Raw genomic sequence first — 17,160 nt, forward strand, 5'->3', positions numbered from 1 at the left:
AGAAATGTTATAAAGAATATGATTGTTCTTATTTTTCTGATTCTTACTTTTATAATAAGTGTTTTCCACGTGTATACCTGGAAAGATGCGGGAGTTGAATATTTCTATTTCTCTCTCCTTTTTGCTCTTCCTTTTTATTTTAACTATAAATATGATTTTAATACAATACTACTTATTGTGAGTGTTGTAGCAGCAAATTTTATAGTATGCATGTATTTTGATCTTGATTTTTTGCCAAGAAGTGGATATATAAATCAAGAAGACCTAAGAACTATAAAGCTGCTTAATGTTCTTTTTGCCATTACAACTTTTCTGATTGATATTTATTTTGTTTCTCAAAAAGATAAGCTGATCCATGGTTTGAAGAAAGAGACTGAAATAAAAGATTCTACAATTGGCGATCTGCAAAAAGTGAATAACGAGCTGATGTACCAACAGGTAATTAATAACAATTTAACGCAGGATAATATTGCAGAAATTATAAATCTTGCAGAAGATAATTCTCCTTTGTTTTTTGAAAAATTTCAATTGTTTTTTCCTGAATTTATTCCCAAAATTTTAAATATTAATAATGGTCTTATTTATTCTGAACTGCATATTTGTGCTTTAATGAGATTAAATTTTGATACTAAAAAAATTGCAACATCTATAAACAGTAGTGTAAGGGCTGTGGAAAGTCGGAAATACAGAATTCGAAAAAAACTAAACATTACCTCGAATATGAATATTAATAATTTTATTCTTAAAATATAGACTCGCTAGATTTAATGAGTTTTGATACGCATGCGTAGTATTGTGCGGTATTGATTTGTCGAATTCTTAACATCTATAATAACTTTGTAGCCGAAAATCACAAAGGCTTAAGGATTATTAGTTGAACAAATTAATATTAATACATATAAAACATGATGAATTTAAAATTTACAAAAACCAAAATCGGGACTTTGCTACTACTACTGCTCCTCACTTTTGGAAAACTTTATTCACAGACTTACAACGGTCCAGTAGGAATAAACACTACTTCTCCTAATCTAAATTCTGTCTTAGATGTTGTGTCTGGAGGAAATAATAAAGGAATACTAATTCCTAGACTTACGGAAGCACAAAGGGATGCTATTGCCATAAACACTGCTAAGGATGATGGCCTTACAATTTTTAACACAACGGAAGACTGTTATAACTATTGGAGCCTGGCAGATAATGAATGGAAAAGTGTCTGTGGACAAATCGGAAAATCTGTATTTACGATTGACTGTTCAAATTCCAAAGCAATGGGAACCTATGTTCAAGGAAAAGAATTAACCAATTCTAATTATCTAAGCATTTCTGTAAATGTTACCAAAGTTGGGAATTATACCATTTCCGGTACTACAACTAATGGATATAACTTTTATGGAACAGGTGTTTTCCTAAACACGGGTGCGCAGACTGTTCAGATCCCAGGGCAAGGTACACCTACTGCGGTGCAGGTAAATACAGTATCACTTTCCTCAAATGGAGTAGACGTTACCTGTACTCCTTCTATCACGGTAAACGTTTTAAGCGCAGCTGGAACCTATACTATGAGTTGTGGTAGTGCAACTGTAAATGGTGTCTATAAGGTAGGAACAAATCTAACTGCTTCAAATACCATTACGCTACCTGTTAATGTTTCTGCATTGGGAAGCTATACTATTACAACCAATACAGTAGATGGTATTTCATTTAGTGCTTCAGGAACGTTTACAGCTACAGGAACTCAAAATATAACCTTAAATGGATCAGGGGCACCAACTTCTACGACTACTAAAAGCATGGTAATTACTTCTGATAGCAAGGGCGGAGTTTCTACAACATGTTCTGTAAATGTAGTTGTAGTAATTCCTAAGAAAAAGTTATTGGCTATTGGAGATGCTCCTGATGGATGTGGATATAATGTTTCCGGTACATCTCCTTCAGGTCAGGTCCTTAAAGCTGGAGCGAATTATGGACCTTTAGCAAATAGTACAGTGAAATATGAAGGGTGGGATCAGGTAATTAACGGTGGAGGTGCTCCAAGTGCCGCTCAATTGACTACCTGGACAACAGGTGCCAATGCTGTAGATATTATTGTGATAGGATATATATGGGGTATGGGTGCTAATGAAGCTCAGATAATTAAAAACTATTTATTAAAAGGTGGTGTTGTGATTGCTTATTCTGAAAATAACACAGGAATGCAGAATCTTTTGAGCAGTGTCTTTGACGGTTCTGTAAATGTAGGAAGTGTTAATACGGCAGGTTCAATTTATAAGCTTCCGTTGACGAATGATGCTATTCTTAATGGTCCTTTTGGAGACATAAGAGGACTTCAGTGGGGAGAAGATGCATCTGCTACAACATATGCGACAGGTCTGCCTGCAAGTGATATCACAATATACTCTGGAGATACCAATATATCTAGTGCCACACCTTCAGGTACAGTAGGAAGGGTAACAGCTTTTAGACACAATACATTAAATTTCATCTGGGTAGGAGATGGAGGATTTAATTCTCAATGTGGAACAGTTGCTGCTCCGAATACTTCTGATACAATTTGTCCTTTTTATGCAGATACAAACTTTAAACCAATTCCTAAACCAAATTATGGTAATGGTACAAAGATGAATGTATACAATTCTATATTCTATGCTAATGCTTTGGCTTGGGGTATAAAACAAGCTGAATTTAGTGGAGTAAATACACATTAATAACTATTTTCCTATAGTTAATCTTAAAAACACAAAGAGTAAATAATACTAGAATTAATACCAATGATATTTATATCATTGGTGTTTTTTTTAATATAATTTGGAAACGAAAACTACGATTATGTAAAAATATAAGGTTGCAAAAGAAGACTAGAGAATAATATGAATGTCTGTTTAATGACCCGTAAATTATCCTTTTATATTATCCTTTACTTTTGTGAGAATTTCCAGAATAAGCGAGACAGGTAGATCTTCATCTGTGTTGATCAGAAGGATTTTAAATTTCTTTCTGCCGTCTTTGACCAATTCCGGATAATCGAGTTTATCACCGTGATAAAAGCTAAGGTAATGTTTTTTGTATTTTTTGCTGTAGTAGAAATAACACAGCATTTTCTTTTTGTATTTGATAAAGGGAAGTCCAAAGCTGAAAGTTTCTGTAATGTTTTCAGGATCTGAAGCCAGGATGGTTTCCCGTAAAAAAAGAAGAGTACTTCTTTCAGGCTCTTCGATTCTGTAGAAATACTCTTGTATAGGATTCATTTTTATATGGATTTAAAAATAATTAGTCAAAGTTTTGAAGTTCAACAAGTTTGTTATACATGCCCTTTTTAGCAATAAGGTCATGATGAGTTCCCTGTTCTACAATTGTTCCTTTTTCCATTACCACAATCCAGTCTGCTTTTTGGATGGTTGAAAGTCGATGAGCAATCACAAGTGAAGTTCTGTTTTCCATCATTTTTTCCAAAGCATCCTGTACAAATCTTTCAGATTCAGTATCCAGGGCTGAAGTGGCTTCATCCAGAATCATGATCGGTGGATTCTTCAATACAGCTCTTGCAATAGATACCCTTTGTTTCTGACCTCCGGAAAGTTTGTTTCCATCATCTCCGATATTGGTATCATATCCTTCAGAAAGACCTGTAATAAATGTATCTGCATTCGCAATTTTAGCCGCTGCAATCACCTCTTCTCTGGTAGCATCAGGTTTACCCATCAGAATATTGTTGTAAACAGAATCATTGAATAATACAGACTCTTGAGTTACCATTCCCAGAAGCTGGCGGTATTCCTGTAATTTTAAATGTTTAATATCTACACCATCAATAAGGATTTGTCCTTCAGAAACATCATAGAATCTTGCTAAAAGATTAGCAATAGTGGTTTTTCCACTTCCACTTTGTCCTACCAATGCAACCGTTTTACCCTTAGGAATTGTTAGCTCAAAGTTTTTAAGGATAAGATTGGCTTTATCATAATAGAACCCAATATTCTTGAATTCAATATTGTTATTAAGCGTTGAAATGGAAACCGGTTCTGCAATTTCTTCGATTTTTACATCAGCATCAAGAATTTCCAATACTCTTTTCAGGGAAGCTTCTCCTTTCTGTACATTGGAAATGGATGTTGATAAACTTTTTGCAGGCGGAAGAATCTGGAAGAACATTCCCAGGAATACCAGAAAATCAGCAGGCGATATGCTTTGTTCCACAATGATTTGTTTACCTCCATACCATGCAATGATCAAAAAGGTGATAGAACCTAGGAATTCGCTCATTGGAGAGGCTAATTCTTTCTTTTTACCTAAGTTGATAGAACTTGATATCCACTTGTTCATTGATTTCATGAAACGGTTGTCCATGATCTTTTCGGCATTAAATATTTTAATAACCTTTGAAGATTTTAAAGTTTCATCTACAATAGAAAAGATGGTTCCCAACTCATGTTGTGCTTCATGAGAATCTTTTTTAAGACTTTTTCCAATGAGCGCAATCATTGTTCCCATTACAGGAAGTACAAGCAGAGAGAAAAGAGTCATTTCCGCACTCAGGAAAAATAAAGTAATCAATGTGCTGATAAGCATGAAAGGTGCATTGATAAGTTCTATTAAACTTCCCAAAATATTTCCTTCAACATCACCTACATCATTAGACATACGGGACATCATATCACCTTTTCGGCTTTCTGTAAAAAAGGATACCGGTAAAGAAAGTATTTTTCTGTACATCGCACCACGAAGATCTTTAGTAACTCCAACACGATAGTTGATGAGCAATAAGGACCCGAAGTATCGGAATGCATTTCTTAAAAAGAACATAAAGGCAGTAATCACACAAAGCCATGCGAGAACCGTAAGGGCACCGTGAGTACTGACTAATGTCTGAACATAATAGTTGGAATATTCTTTTATATAAGTGAAGAAATCTGTAATGTCACCGGAATAAACAGGAGGTACTTCATATTTTTCAGGCTTAATGGTGCCGAAAAGCATCCCTAAAACCGGTAAAATAGTCCCCAGAGAAGCAATCTGAAATACAGAATACAATATGTTGAAAAATAAACTTCCATAGATATATTTTTGATGGGGTTTGGCGAACCTCAGGATTTTTTTATACTCATTCATTCAATGAAAAATTTGGATAGCAAAATTACGTAAAATTAGAAGATAAGACGTTCTTAATCCAGTTTTACTTTAATGGATAAGTTTCAAAATGAGGATCTTTGTTACAACGCTTTGAAATAAAGTGAGAAAGAAGTGCAAAATACGAGTAAAACGTAAGGTTAAAAAATGCAGAATTTCGGTTAAGGTCAAAATAAAACCGCCTTATCGGCGGCATTTATGTGAAAGTCAGAATTAATTAAAATTGACCTGATCGTTATACTTTGGAGCAAAGTTTTTAGGACTTAATTTATCTAATGTCTTTCCAAAGTTATTAATGATCTGGGTCATATTATCAACATCAACAATATTCATGTCATCATTCACATGATGATAATGCGTTGCTTTGGTCATGTCAACCGTTGAAAATGAATGCGCAATAATTTTCTTTTTTACAAAGCTCACATTATCTGAACGATAAAAGAGTTGCTGCTTAGCATATGGATCAGCATTGATTTTTAACCCATTTACTGCATGTTTATTGAATAGCTCATCAAGATCTGAAAAGCCGTCTCCAGTCATATATAATGCATTTTTACCCCATTGGGATTCAGTAGCTACCATTTCAAAATTAAAAAGGGCGGCCATATTATTGTAAATTTTATCAAGATTCTTATCCTCAGAGATAGCCTGTGATCCTAACATTCCTTTTTCTTCTCCGTTGAAAGCCATGAAAACCATTGAAAATTCAGGCTTCTTATTTTTAAAATAATCTGCGATGCCTACCAGTGTAGTAATTCCGCTTGCGTCATCATCGGCACCGTTGTAAATGTTGTCTCCACTTTTATTGTTGGTTCCAATATGATCAAAATGTCCTGAAAAGCCAAGGTTTTTATCAGATTTACCCTTCTTTATACCGCAAACATTATAAGCGGTTTTACCATTGTAGTCAAAAGGAATCAGATAGGAGTTTCCGGTACAGTATTCAAGATTGTTTTCCTTGAATAATGTAGCAATATAGTTGGCTGCATTATCATTTTCCGGGGTTCCGATTTCTCGTCCCTTCATTTCATCAGAGGCGAGAGTGGAAATAACGGTTTTTACTCTTTCTTTTGAAACTTCCTGAGCAAAAGTGGATATGGAGAATAAGGATAAAGTAAGATAAGTTAGCTTTTTCATAGTCTTTAATTAAAAGTTATTGGATCTGTCGTCTTTTTGATCAAAATGTTGCAAGGAAGTTACATAAATTACCTGATTCGGAAAGAATTACAGATTAGAATTGAAGAGTACAGCTATATAAAAATAAAAAACAGTTCCAAAAAGGAACTGTTCTCACTCAAAAAATCGTTGTAAGGTTATCGTAGTCTGTCTACAGATTTCACGAGCCTCTCATCTTTTCGGATGTATACGTTTGCTATCAGCAGACATATTACCGCAATTAATGGGAAAATCGGCTCAATACCCTTCTCAGGAAAATGAATTCCTCCGGATAAGTTTAGCAGCCAGTACGCCAATACACCAATCAACAAAGCGTTTATAATGATGCTGATGGTATTCAGCAAAATTTGTCTTTTTCTGTTTTTAAAACTGAAAACACTTAATGATCCAATGATAACAAGGATGATACATCCTATATTAAGTACAGGAATACTGTCTGAAATTACAACATCCTGTCCCGTTATAAAAAGGAAAACAGCAGCTAAAACTGCTAATAAAGTCCATATAGTTTGTATTCTCTGTAGCATTGAATATTAAATTCTAGGCAAAAATAATATAAATTTTGCACAATTCAAAAATAAGTGTAGATTTGCATTATACAATGTACTTGAAAACAAAAGTCACCGGACTTACTTTTCTTACTCACAATTAATTACATTTTTACATAAATATGTTTAACATAGAAACGTTAAGGTCAAAATCCGTAACGGAACTGACTAAAATCTTAAAGGATTTGGGCGTTAAAGTTGCAAGAAACAGCAATGATAATGATAAGATCTTTGCAATTCTTGACTTTCAGGCTTCTAATCCTAAAGTATCAAAAGATTATTTCAACGCCACGGAAACCAGCACCAATACTGAAGAAGCTCCAGCAGAAAAAACTGTAAAGGCTCCGGTAAAAAAAGCTGCTCCAAAGAAAGCCCCAGCAAAGCCAAGGGCAAGTGCGAAAGCACCGGCAGAACCAAAAGTAGAGGAAAAAGTAGAAGAAAAAACGCCGGTTGCTGAAGAAGTAAAAACAGAAGAGCCTATAGCTGAAGCAGTAGAAGCAACAGTAAATGAAGAATCATCTGCAGCCAATTCAGCTAAGAAAAAAAGAAAAAGAGTTTCTACCAATACTGGAAATACAGAAACTTCCCAGGAGAAAACAGAAGCTCCTAAAAACACAGAATCTCCAGAGCCTGTTCAGGCAGAAGAAAAGCCTAATAATACTCCTCCTCAACAACCACAGGCTAACAGACCTCAAAAAGGACACAACCATCCACAGAACAGTGGAAACCAACATAAAAATCAAAACCAGCATCAGCATCAAAACCAACACCAAAATCAGAATCAAAACAGACATTCTGAAAAGGCAGAGGAGCAGCATGATCATAAAAAAGAATTCAGTTTCGATGGAATGGTAAGCATTGAAGGAGTGTTGGAAATATTACCTGATAACTACGGATTTTTACGTTCATCAGACTTTAGCTATATTTCTTCTCCTGATGATGTGTATGTTTCTACAGCACAGATCCGAAATTATGGGTTGAAAACAGGAGATACCGTTAAAGGAATTGTAAGACTACCAAAAGAAGGTGAGAAATATTTTTCATTATTAAAGCCTACAGAAGTAAACGGGCGTGATCTTGCATTTATTAAGGATCGTGTTGCATTTGAATATCTTACACCACTTTTCCCTGAAGAGAAATTCAATCTTGCAGGAAGTGAGTCTACTATTTCGACAAGAATTGTAGATTTATTTGCACCAATCGGAAAAGGGCAGAGAGCGATGATTGTTGCACAGCCTAAAACAGGTAAGACCATGTTGCTTAAAGATATTGCTAATTCTATTGCGGCTAATCATCCAGAAGTATATATGATGGTCCTTCTGATTGATGAGCGTCCGGAAGAGGTTACCGATATGGAAAGAAGCGTAAATGCAGAAGTTATTGCTTCTACATTTGATGAAGCTGCAGAAAAACATGTGAAAGTGGCTAACCTTGTCCTGGCAAAAGCTCAGAGAATGGTTGAATGTGGACACGATGTAGTGATCCTATTGGACTCTATTACGAGATTAGCAAGAGCATACAATACTGTAACGCCTGCATCAGGTAAAGTTCTTTCCGGTGGGGTGGATGCGAATGCACTTCATAAACCGAAAAGATTCTTCGGAGCAGCAAGAAAAATTGAAGGCGGAGGTTCCTTAACGATTATTGCTACCGCATTAATTGATACAGGTTCTAAAATGGATGAAGTTATCTTTGAAGAATTCAAAGGGACGGGTAACATGGAGCTTCAACTAGATAGAAAAATTGCAAACAGAAGAATTTATCCTGCTATTGATTTAATTTCTTCTAGCACCCGTAGAGATGATCTTCTTCTGGATGAAGTAACTTCTCAGAGAATGTGGATTTTTAGAAAATATCTTTCTGAAATGAATCCTGTAGAAGCAATGGAATTTGTAAATAAAAACATCAAAGGAACTCTTAATAATGAAGAATTCCTGATGTCTATGAATAAATAATAAATTAAATTGTTAATAGGCCGGGCTTCTATACTTTGAAATAAGGATGCAATAAATCCTCAAATTTATAGAAGCCCGGTTTTTTATTGATGAGATGTTCGGCAGCAAATAAAGCTCCGTTACCAAAGGCATCTCTTGAAATAGATTCATGAATGAGCCTTACCGTCTGGAATGGAAAACCGAAAATAACCTCATGTTTTCCAACAATTCCACCGGCTCTGATGGTATTTATCTTTTCATCCTTCAAATCCAGAACATCTGCAATCCGGATGGCAGTTCCTGAAATTCCCTGTTTATCTTTAAAATGCTCTTCCACTATTTCAATATCTGCAGAAGGAGCGATCTTTTTTAAGAACTGAGCGGCATATAGTAAATAGTTAATACCCAAAGTAATATTAGGTGACCAAAATACAGTCGCTTTCTGAGCTAGTTTATTCAGAAAACGTACTTCCTTGTCAGAATAATGGGAAATCGCTGATATGATTCTAACCTTCTTTTGTGCGGCAGATTCTCCGTAAGTATAAATTCCATCCTGGGATGAAAAGTCAATGATGGCATCTACCGGATGCTCTTCAAGTAATTCTTCCACACTTATTCTTTTCTCTGAATAAAAATGACCGGGATCATCACTTTCCACTCCAAGAAAGTCTGCAGCATCTGTGGTAGAAGATCTGTTTGATTTTCTGTAAACCCATTGTAGAGAATGATCTTTGTTTTGAAGAATGACTGACGCTACAGCTTTTCCTGCTTTTCCAAATCCAAAAAGTCCGATTTTCATAATAAAAAGTATTTAAAGTTAAACATTCAGAGAGAGAAGTGTTTTTATAAAAACTTACTTCATATTGTGGAAGTTACGAAATTGAAAATAAACCATGCTTTGAATAGGATATGGAACACCAAAGTAAACAGGGTTACCTGATGAAATTAGAAATATTTAAAAATTTAATTCATTCTAAATCAAGATATCAATGTTAAAGATTTATTAAAGTAATCCCCAATCTTTGATAATACCTTAAATATTGGCTAATTTTGAAGTATAACATTAAAAATAAAGATTATGTCATTTGAATTACCAAAATTAGGATATGCATACGATGCATTAGAACCTACGATCGATGCAAGAACTATGGAAATCCATTATACGAAGCACCACCAAGCGTATATTGACAATTTAAATAAAGCCATTGAAGGAACTGATTTAGCAGGAAAAACTATTGAAGAAATCTGCCAGACAGGAACTGACAAGCCAGCGGTAAGAAACAATGGAGGAGGACACTTCAACCACTCTTTATTCTGGGAAATTTTAACTCCTGGTGGAAGCAAAGAACCAGTAGGAAACGTAAAAGCTGCTATCGAGAACTATGGTGGTCTTGAAAAATTCAAAACTGATTTCTCTGATGCTGCTAAAACAAGATTTGGTTCAGGTTGGGCTTGGTTAGTAAAAAATGCTGACGGATCTGTATCTGTTTCTTCAACTCCAAACCAAGATAACCCATTAATGCCTGTTGCAGACGTTAAAGGAACTCCGGTTTTAGGATTAGATGTTTGGGAGCACGCTTATTACCTTAACTACCAAAACAGAAGACCTGACTATGTTTCTGCATTCTTTGAAGTAGTAAACTGGGATAAGGTAGAAGAATTATTCAACAAATAATTTTTAGCTATTATAAAAATAAAAGGTTCAGAAATTTTCTGAACCTTTTTAGTTTAATATTTTTTTAAATTTATCTTTTTATTATTTTCTGAGTGAACACTTCGTTACCTGCGTTTACTTTTACAAGGTATGTATTAGAGGGTAATGAATGAATATCAACAGCTATTTCTTTTTCGTTGCTAAATGATCTTTCAAAGATAATTTTACCATTGATATCATTTATTTGTAATGTCCCTGAGCGTTCTTTGTCAAGCAATACTACAAATACTCCATTATTAGGATTTGGTGAAACCTGAATGTTTTTCTGCTGAACTTTTTCTTTAAGCATAGATTTCGTGTTGTTAGGATCCGCATTAAGATCAATACGGTAATCCTTATCTTTTGGTCTTGCGAACTTAGCAGCAGGATTAGACACGTTTGTTTCAGTACGCAAATTCTCACAGTACATAAAATCATAAGGAGAATTGATAGTGTTTTCAGCATGAATTCCATCATTATTACCACCAAGAGAATAAACAAGCTCAATAATGAATTTGTATTGCCCTGAAGGCGGATTAGTAAGGTCTGCCTGGTTTACGGTAAATTCAAACTCATTAGGGTTAGGGAAATTAACTGCTGCAGATGTTGGATAAATTGCACTTGTTGATATATCTAAAAGTGAGACTTGAAAGTTTACAAGGCTTGCTCCTTGTGGAATTGAATAGTTTCCATTGATATGTAATGGGAAACTTACAGGAATTTTACAGGAACGAGCTTGATAAGTGAAATCGACATAGGCAGTATTCATTTTGCAAATGTCATTACTTAATGAAGATATTTCTGTGTTCGTTAATGTAAAATTTGTTTTGTTAAGGTAAAATCTAGGGAGTAGATTGTGATCCGGATCATCATTGTATTGTTCAATATTTCCAGTATATGATCCTCCACGGCTTGCAATGTTGGCCGCCGCTTCTATATAAGGCGAGTAATCGTTAACATGTACCACAATAAATTTCGCATTTCTATCCATCTTAAACTTTGTAAAGGCTGCAAAAGCATTATCCTCATGCAATCCGTTTGGAGGATTGAAGTTGACCAAATAAGAACCATTACTCAGGCTCCCATTGGCCCTTTCTGCATCAGAAAACAAGATGATAACTAATGGTCTCTCACGGTGCTTATCCAAGGATTTCTGTGGACTTACAATATCAGGATGAGGGTAGTGATCAAGAGCTGCTCCTATTAAACTAACTGCATCATGGAAATGGTCACCATTTCCTAACCTTCTTGAAAATGCTTGAGCAGTGGTCAGATCATTAGTAAAATTAGATTCTATATAGATTCTTGGAACAGAAGGAGTCATTCCAGGGAAATCTGTTCCATAATGTACTACAGAAACTCGGTTATCACGGTTACATTTTAAAACTTCTTCCATGAGCTTTCTTGTGGAAACGGTCATTTGATTGAAAGCTACATCACTTATAGAACCACTGTTGTCCAGGCAAAAAATGATGTCACTTCCTGTTTGTGAGTAAAATGGCGTCCACGATAGTAGAATTGAAAATAGGATAAGTTTAATTGTATTTCTCATATTCCATTGTTTTTGTTAATATGAGTCGGGATTTAGTAGCTTATCAAACAGGTTGATATTCACAGAGCGAAATGTCTGCAGGGTAGAAGATTGCATAGCTGAACAGCATGCTGTACAAGATGTTTTTTTCATGGTTTTAAATTTAGTTTATGGTTATTGTTCACTGAAAAATCAAGGATCAGTGATATACAAATATATTAAAACCTGAATAAAATGTTTAAAATATTTTATAAAATTAAATAATATTAGTATTTATTTTTGTTTTTGATTTAAAAACATATTTTTTGTTAATATATTTTAATTGATGTAGGCGTTTTATTTTACCTGCTTACTTCACTTCCGGATAAACCATTCATTTTTAATCCGTATTTCCAGTTTACATAGGAAAATACCTGGTAAAGCTTGTATTCAAACTTTATCCCGTAATTTTCCCTTGGATTGTAGTCTATTCCGGATTCTATGATGTTTCTATATTTTCCGGTGCTATAATAGCTGTTCCATTCATTCACGAGGAATGTATTTTTTGTTTTCAGAAAAGATTCTGAATATTGGCTTATAGGTTTGGCTACGGCATTAAGAAAATAATCGAATTGAGTATCCATAACAGTAAGATCCCATTCTCCATCTTCATTTTTAGAGGGTTTCATTTCATTCTGCTCTTTATCTTTTTTAGAAGCATTTTGCTGTGAAAGACAGCTGAAGGGGATAAAGGCAATAAAGAATAGTACAATAAGATTTTTCATGATTTTATTATTTTATAAAAAAAGCACTCCAATAAGAGTGCCTAAATTTTTTATGGTTCTTTCTGGAGAACTACAAACGCCGGGAAGTGGTCACTGTAGCCGCCTGTAAATTGATCTCCATTCCAGGATCTGAAAGGATAGCCTTTATAGTTTCCTTCTTTGTTTACCAGATAAGCTGGTGCAAAGATTTCTGTTTTATAGATTGAATATTCTTTTGTTACCTGATCAGAAATTAAATTTTTAGAAACAATAATCTGGTCAAATAAGTTAGGTGCGTCCTGGTAAGCTAAAGAAGCTACTCCTTTTTTGTATAAAGGATACATCAGATTAAGATAAGGAGTGGTTTCGCTTAGATCTTTAGGGCTTGCCTGGGCTTTCAGATGGTTTTTTAAACTTGGGCTAACAGGGTCGTCGTTAAAGTCACCCATTGCAAAAAGTTTTGTTGTAGGATCTGCAGTTCTTATACTGTCCATTTGTTGTTTTAGTAAAGCTGCTGCAGCGTTTCTTTTAGGGAGTGACATTGCTTCACCTCCTCTTCTTGAAGGCCAGTGGTTCATGAAAAATGCAACTTTTTCGTTGTCAAGGAATCCGGTTACTACTAAGATATCTCTTGTATATTCTCTTCTTCCGTTATCACCATAAATTACCAATTCTTTTTTTAACGAATTGGTAGGGGTAAATCTTCTTTTCTGATAGATTAATGCCACATCAATTCCTCTATAATCATAAGAATTGTAGTGGATGATTCCGTAATCATATTTCTTTAAGGCAGGCTCATCAATTAAGTCTTGAATGACCTGTCTGTTTTCTACTTCTATTAAACCTACTACTGCTGGAGCTGTTTTGGTATATTGTGCTCCCATTTCAGAAATTACCTTTGCTTCATTTGCAAGTTTTGCTTTGTAGATTTTTGAGCCGTAGTTTTTTGCGCTTTTGGGAGTGAATTCCTCAGAGCCACTTTGTTCTCTTACTACTTTTTTACCAATCAAAGCACCATCACTCCATGGTCCGTTATACTTTTCAGCATCCAGAAACTTAATAGAATCATAGGGAATACTTCTGTGAAAAGCAGGATTTTTGATATCTTTAGTACCATCTATATAATCTGCTGAGCGAATAGTATCCCAAAGGTTTTCTACATTTAAGAAACCTATAGTGGCCACTTTTCTCAGTTTTCCTTGTTGTTGTGAGAATGCCATTATTGAAAAAATGATGGCAAACAGACTCGAAAATCTCTTCATCCTCTTAGAGTTATTATTAATATTATTTAATCCGCAAATTTACTTTTTTTTAATTCAAAGCATTTTAAATATTTGTAAATTTATATGCCTTAATATGAATATTTTTTATATAATGATTCTTAAAAGTTTGCAATGTTAAGAAAAAATAACGTTAAAAAAGTTTTGAATTGTAAATTTTGATTAAATTTGTGCCCCCAACTTTTAAACTGTTGAGAATTAGTAAGAAAAGTATTAAAAAAAATTAATATACTCATGATTAAAAAATTATCATTAATCTCTTTATTCACTTTGCTGCCTGCGTCTTATTATTTTGCGCAGACTACAGTGTTTGCGTATCTTAAGGATGCGGATGGAAAACCTGTTGAGCAAGCAAATGTGGATTTAAAAGGAGCAGGAAATGATGCAAAGGCTGACAAAATCGGGTACTTCCAGTTTGCAGATTTGATGCCGGGACATTATCAAATTATGGTTACAAAATCAAATTTTGAAACTAAAATTTTAGAATTTGATGTAACTTCTGATGAGAAAAGAAAAGATCTTGGAGTAATTACTCTTTATTCTGCACTTACAGGTGCTGATCAGGGTCTAGCAATCGTAGAGGACTCTGGAGAAAGTGATAGTGGAGGCTCACAGCAAACTGCTACAGTAGGTTTACTTCAGTCTTCTCAGGATGTATTCAACAGAATTGCCAGCTTTGATCTAGGGCAATATTGGTTCCGCCCAAGAGGAAACGACAGCAGAACTGGAGAGAATATGATCAACGGTATTTCCATGGCTGGGGCAGATAACGGAGATGTAGACTTCAGCACATGGGGAGGTTTGAACGAGATTACCCGTTATCCGGAAATTGCAGTGAATCATGCTCCTTCCGAATATGCTTTCGGGGGAACTACCGGTGTATTTTATAAGAATACAAAAGCCAGTGAGTATAGAAAAGGGAGCCAGCTGACATACTCTCTAACCAACAGAAATTACAGAAACAGATTATCCTATAGATTCTCTTCCGGGATGAATAAGAACGGATGGGCATTTACAGGAATGATCGCCAGAAGATGGGCTCAGGAAGGAATCCAGGATGGTACTGCATATGATGCTTACAGCGGTTATATTGGAGTTGAGAAGAAATTCAGTGATAGTCATACCATGACTTTCAACGTTATTGGTTCAAAATATGAAAGAAGCTCTTCAAGCCCAAGTACTCAGGAAGTATATGATTTCAGAGGAATTCATTACAATTCTTACTGGGGATGGCAAAATGGAGAAAAGAGAAATGAAAGAGTAAAAAGAGGATTTCAGCCAATGTTCCAGTTACAGGATTTCTGGAAAATCAATAAAAACTCCCAATTGTGGACTTCTATTTCTTACCAATTCGGTAAAGAATATAGCTCAAGGTTAGACTGGTATAGAGCACCTAACCCATCACCAACTTACTACCGTAATTTACCAAGCTGGTTCAAAAATAACCCTAATTCTCAGGGAGATTTAGCCCGTCTTACCGATTGGTGGACGAATAATGATGAATCTCATACACAGATCAATTGGGATAATCTTTATACTGCCAACAGAAGTGAGAATCTTTACAGACCTGAATTTGGAGGTAGAAGAGCAGCTTACTTCCTTGTGGATGATGTAAAAGATGATAAAGTATTTAATGCTTCAACTCATTACACATATAATTTCAATGATACTTCACGTTTCATTTTAAACCTATCTTATCAGAATTACAGATCTGAACAATACAGAGAAGTAAACGATTTATTAGGTGCTGATTTTGCTCTGAATATGGACCCGTTTGCAAATAACTTAACTGGAGATAGCGTTTGGGGACAATTTAACACAAGAGAAAGCAAAGCTGATGTTGCTAAAAGAAAAGGGGATAAAATTGGTTATGACTATATTTTCACAAGACAGGAAGTAAAAGTAAATCCGGCATTTAAATTCGCAACAGGTAAATTTGATGTTTTTGTTTCCGGATTCTTCGGATATACAAACAATAGCAGAGAAGGTAAGTTTCAGCACTACCTGTACCAGTCATCTTACGGAAAAGGAGAAGACAAAAACTTCTGGAATGTAGGAGTTAAAGGTCAGGTTACTTACAAAATCAATGGAAGAAATTTCCTTGTTTACAACGGAGCGTACTTTTCACAATCTCCATTCCTGAATGATATTTATTTTAACACGAGAGTAAGTGGTGTTGCAACTCCAGGAATTAAAAATGTTGTGATTGACGCCAATGATTTGAGTTATGTAATTTCTACTCCGATTGTTAAACTTAGATTGACAGGATACCTTGTTAATACTCAAAACGAAACAAGTGTACAAAGATATTTTGCGCAAGGGATTAAATTAACAACTCTTGACGAAAATGGAGGACAGGCTCCTGTTCAGGACGGTGCCTTTATTACTCAGGTGCTTGCAGGTGCCAACAAAAGAAACATGGGAATTGAGCTTGGTGCACAGGTAAAACTTACACCTACTTTAACTGCCACAGGTTTATTAAGTGTAGGACAATATACTTATACTAATAACCCTACCGTTTATTTTGCATCTGATGCAGTAGGGACCTTCAGAGAGCTTGATGGTAATGGAAATCTTGTATCAAGATCTTATACCAACATGGGAGAGGCTACCCTTAAAAACTACAGACAAGGTGGAACTCCACAAGAGGCATATACTTTAGGTCTTCGTTACAGCAGTCCTAAATATTGGTGGGTAGGGGCTACCTGGAACTATTTCGGGCACTCATTCTTAGACCCGTCTCCGGTAACCAGAACAGAAAGATTCTATACCAACCCAACCACTCCTGGAGTACCTTACGATAATGTTACACCAGAAGAGCTGGCAAGAGTTCTTACTCCTACAAAATTACCTACTGCATTCTTCTTTAATGTAAATGCTGGTAAGTCTTGGATGATTGGTAAGTATTATGTTCTATTATCTGCTTCTGTAAATAATATCCTTAATAACAGAAACTATATTACAGGAGGATTCGAGCAGACCAGAAACGTAAATTACAATGATTATGCAAAAGATTTTGATAGCGGTAATATGGTATTTGCTCCTAAATATTGGTATAACCAAGGAAGATCTTATTTTGTTAATCTTCAATTCAGATTCTAAAAAAATAAATTTAAAAATTGAAAACA

Annotated in this window: 13 protein-coding genes; 5 read left to right on the top strand and 8 right to left on the bottom strand. The window is 35.0% G+C overall.

The genetic code is table 11. The annotated features are described in order from the left end of the window. The first annotated feature begins 18 nt into the window (after positions 1-18). Both EL260_RS02215 and EL260_RS02220 read left to right on the top strand, forming a co-directional pair. Positions 19-753: a helix-turn-helix transcriptional regulator gene (locus tag EL260_RS02215; RefSeq protein ID WP_228445280.1), complete on the top strand. Its 735-nt coding sequence runs from the start codon at positions 19-21 to the stop codon at positions 751-753. A 152-nt stretch (positions 754-905) separates the two neighbouring features. Further along, the gene (locus tag EL260_RS02220; protein ID WP_123858656.1) at positions 906-2,708 is read left to right on the top strand and encodes an autotransporter outer membrane beta-barrel domain-containing protein; all 1,803 of its coding nucleotides are present in this window, start codon (positions 906-908) and stop codon (positions 2,706-2,708) included. A gap of 189 nt (positions 2,709-2,897) precedes the next feature. On the opposite strand, the gene EL260_RS02225 is transcribed toward EL260_RS02220, so the two are convergent. The 4 genes from EL260_RS02225 to EL260_RS02240 form a co-directional block, all read right to left on the bottom strand. Next, complete coding sequence (locus tag EL260_RS02225) at positions 2,898-3,248, bottom strand: DUF1801 domain-containing protein (RefSeq protein WP_123858657.1); 351 nt, start codon at positions 3,246-3,248, stop codon at positions 2,898-2,900. A 22-nt stretch (positions 3,249-3,270) separates the two neighbouring features. Next, positions 3,271-5,109 carry an ABC transporter ATP-binding protein gene (locus EL260_RS02230; RefSeq protein ID WP_123858658.1) on the bottom strand — a complete coding sequence of 613 codons (1,839 nt, stop codon included), beginning with the start codon at positions 5,107-5,109 and terminating at the stop codon, positions 3,271-3,273. Positions 5,110-5,340: 231 nt separating this feature from the next. After that, the gene (locus EL260_RS02235) at positions 5,341-6,264 is read right to left on the bottom strand and encodes a M28 family peptidase (protein WP_123858659.1); all 924 of its coding nucleotides are present in this window, start codon (positions 6,262-6,264) and stop codon (positions 5,341-5,343) included. Positions 6,265-6,440: 176 nt separating this feature from the next. Further along, complete coding sequence (locus EL260_RS02240) at positions 6,441-6,830, bottom strand: DUF4293 family protein (RefSeq protein ID WP_123858660.1); 390 nt, start codon at positions 6,828-6,830, stop codon at positions 6,441-6,443. 143 nt (positions 6,831-6,973) lie between these two features. Here EL260_RS02240 and rho point away from each other — a divergent pair, with 143 nt between their 5' ends. Further along, positions 6,974-8,806: a transcription termination factor Rho gene (rho, locus tag EL260_RS02245; RefSeq protein WP_123858661.1), complete on the top strand. Its 1,833-nt coding sequence runs from the start codon at positions 6,974-6,976 to the stop codon at positions 8,804-8,806. 28 nt (positions 8,807-8,834) lie between these two features. Here the strand turns inward: rho and EL260_RS02250 are convergent, their stop codons facing one another. After that, positions 8,835-9,584, bottom strand: a complete 750-nt coding sequence (locus EL260_RS02250; protein ID WP_123858662.1) for a 4-hydroxy-tetrahydrodipicolinate reductase — start codon at positions 9,582-9,584, stop codon at positions 8,835-8,837. Positions 9,585-9,863: 279 nt separating this feature from the next. On the opposite strand from EL260_RS02250, the gene EL260_RS02255 reads away from it, so the two are divergent. After that, entirely contained in the window at positions 9,864-10,460 is a 597-nt protein-coding gene (locus EL260_RS02255; RefSeq protein ID WP_123858663.1) for a superoxide dismutase, read from the top strand. 70 nt (positions 10,461-10,530) lie between these two features. Here EL260_RS02255 and EL260_RS02260 read toward each other — a convergent pair whose 3' ends face one another. From EL260_RS02260 to EL260_RS02270, 3 genes are all read right to left on the bottom strand, one after another. Further along, positions 10,531-12,030, bottom strand: a complete 1,500-nt coding sequence (locus tag EL260_RS02260; protein WP_123858664.1) for a T9SS type A sorting domain-containing protein — start codon at positions 12,028-12,030, stop codon at positions 10,531-10,533. Positions 12,031-12,350: 320 nt separating this feature from the next. Further along, the gene (locus EL260_RS02265; RefSeq protein WP_123858665.1) at positions 12,351-12,773 is read right to left on the bottom strand and encodes a DUF6146 family protein; all 423 of its coding nucleotides are present in this window, start codon (positions 12,771-12,773) and stop codon (positions 12,351-12,353) included. Between the two features lie 50 nt (positions 12,774-12,823). Continuing rightward, positions 12,824-14,014, bottom strand: a complete 1,191-nt coding sequence (locus EL260_RS02270; protein WP_123858666.1) for an endonuclease/exonuclease/phosphatase family protein — start codon at positions 14,012-14,014, stop codon at positions 12,824-12,826. 252 nt (positions 14,015-14,266) lie between these two features. Here EL260_RS02270 and EL260_RS02275 point away from each other — a divergent pair, with 252 nt between their 5' ends. After that, entirely contained in the window at positions 14,267-17,134 is a 2,868-nt protein-coding gene (locus EL260_RS02275) for a carboxypeptidase-like regulatory domain-containing protein (protein WP_123858667.1), read from the top strand. Positions 17,135-17,160: the final 26 nt, after the last annotated feature.

The sequence above is a fragment of the Chryseobacterium nakagawai genome (genome assembly GCF_900637665.1).
GTDB lineage: Bacteria > Bacteroidota > Bacteroidia > Flavobacteriales > Weeksellaceae > Chryseobacterium > Chryseobacterium nakagawai.

What these genes read in the sequence shown, in the direction of transcription:
- EL260_RS02225 (WP_123858657.1), bottom strand. Translation starts at nt 3,248, where the DNA reads ATGAATCCTATACAAGAGTATTTCTACAGAATCGAAGAGCCTGAAAGA.
- EL260_RS02255 (WP_123858663.1), top strand. Translation starts at nt 9,864, where the DNA reads ATGTCATTTGAATTACCAAAATTAGGATATGCATACGATGCATTAGAA.
- EL260_RS02235 (WP_123858659.1), bottom strand. Translation starts at nt 6,264, where the DNA reads ATGAAAAAGCTAACTTATCTTACTTTATCCTTATTCTCCATATCCACT.
- EL260_RS02275 (WP_123858667.1), top strand. Translation starts at nt 14,267, where the DNA reads ATGATTAAAAAATTATCATTAATCTCTTTATTCACTTTGCTGCCTGCG.
- EL260_RS02250 (WP_123858662.1), bottom strand. Translation starts at nt 9,584, where the DNA reads ATGAAAATCGGACTTTTTGGATTTGGAAAAGCAGGAAAAGCTGTAGCG.
- EL260_RS02230 (WP_123858658.1), bottom strand. Translation starts at nt 5,109, where the DNA reads ATGAATGAGTATAAAAAAATCCTGAGGTTCGCCAAACCCCATCAAAAA.
- EL260_RS02270 (WP_123858666.1), bottom strand. Translation starts at nt 14,014, where the DNA reads ATGAAGAGATTTTCGAGTCTGTTTGCCATCATTTTTTCAATAATGGCA.
- EL260_RS02215 (WP_228445280.1), top strand. Translation starts at nt 19, where the DNA reads ATGATTGTTCTTATTTTTCTGATTCTTACTTTTATAATAAGTGTTTTC.
- EL260_RS02240 (WP_123858660.1), bottom strand. Translation starts at nt 6,830, where the DNA reads ATGCTACAGAGAATACAAACTATATGGACTTTATTAGCAGTTTTAGCT.
- EL260_RS02260 (WP_123858664.1), bottom strand. Translation starts at nt 12,030, where the DNA reads ATGAGAAATACAATTAAACTTATCCTATTTTCAATTCTACTATCGTGG.
- EL260_RS02265 (WP_123858665.1), bottom strand. Translation starts at nt 12,773, where the DNA reads ATGAAAAATCTTATTGTACTATTCTTTATTGCCTTTATCCCCTTCAGC.
- EL260_RS02220 (WP_123858656.1), top strand. Translation starts at nt 906, where the DNA reads ATGATGAATTTAAAATTTACAAAAACCAAAATCGGGACTTTGCTACTA.
- rho (WP_123858661.1), top strand. Translation starts at nt 6,974, where the DNA reads ATGTTTAACATAGAAACGTTAAGGTCAAAATCCGTAACGGAACTGACT.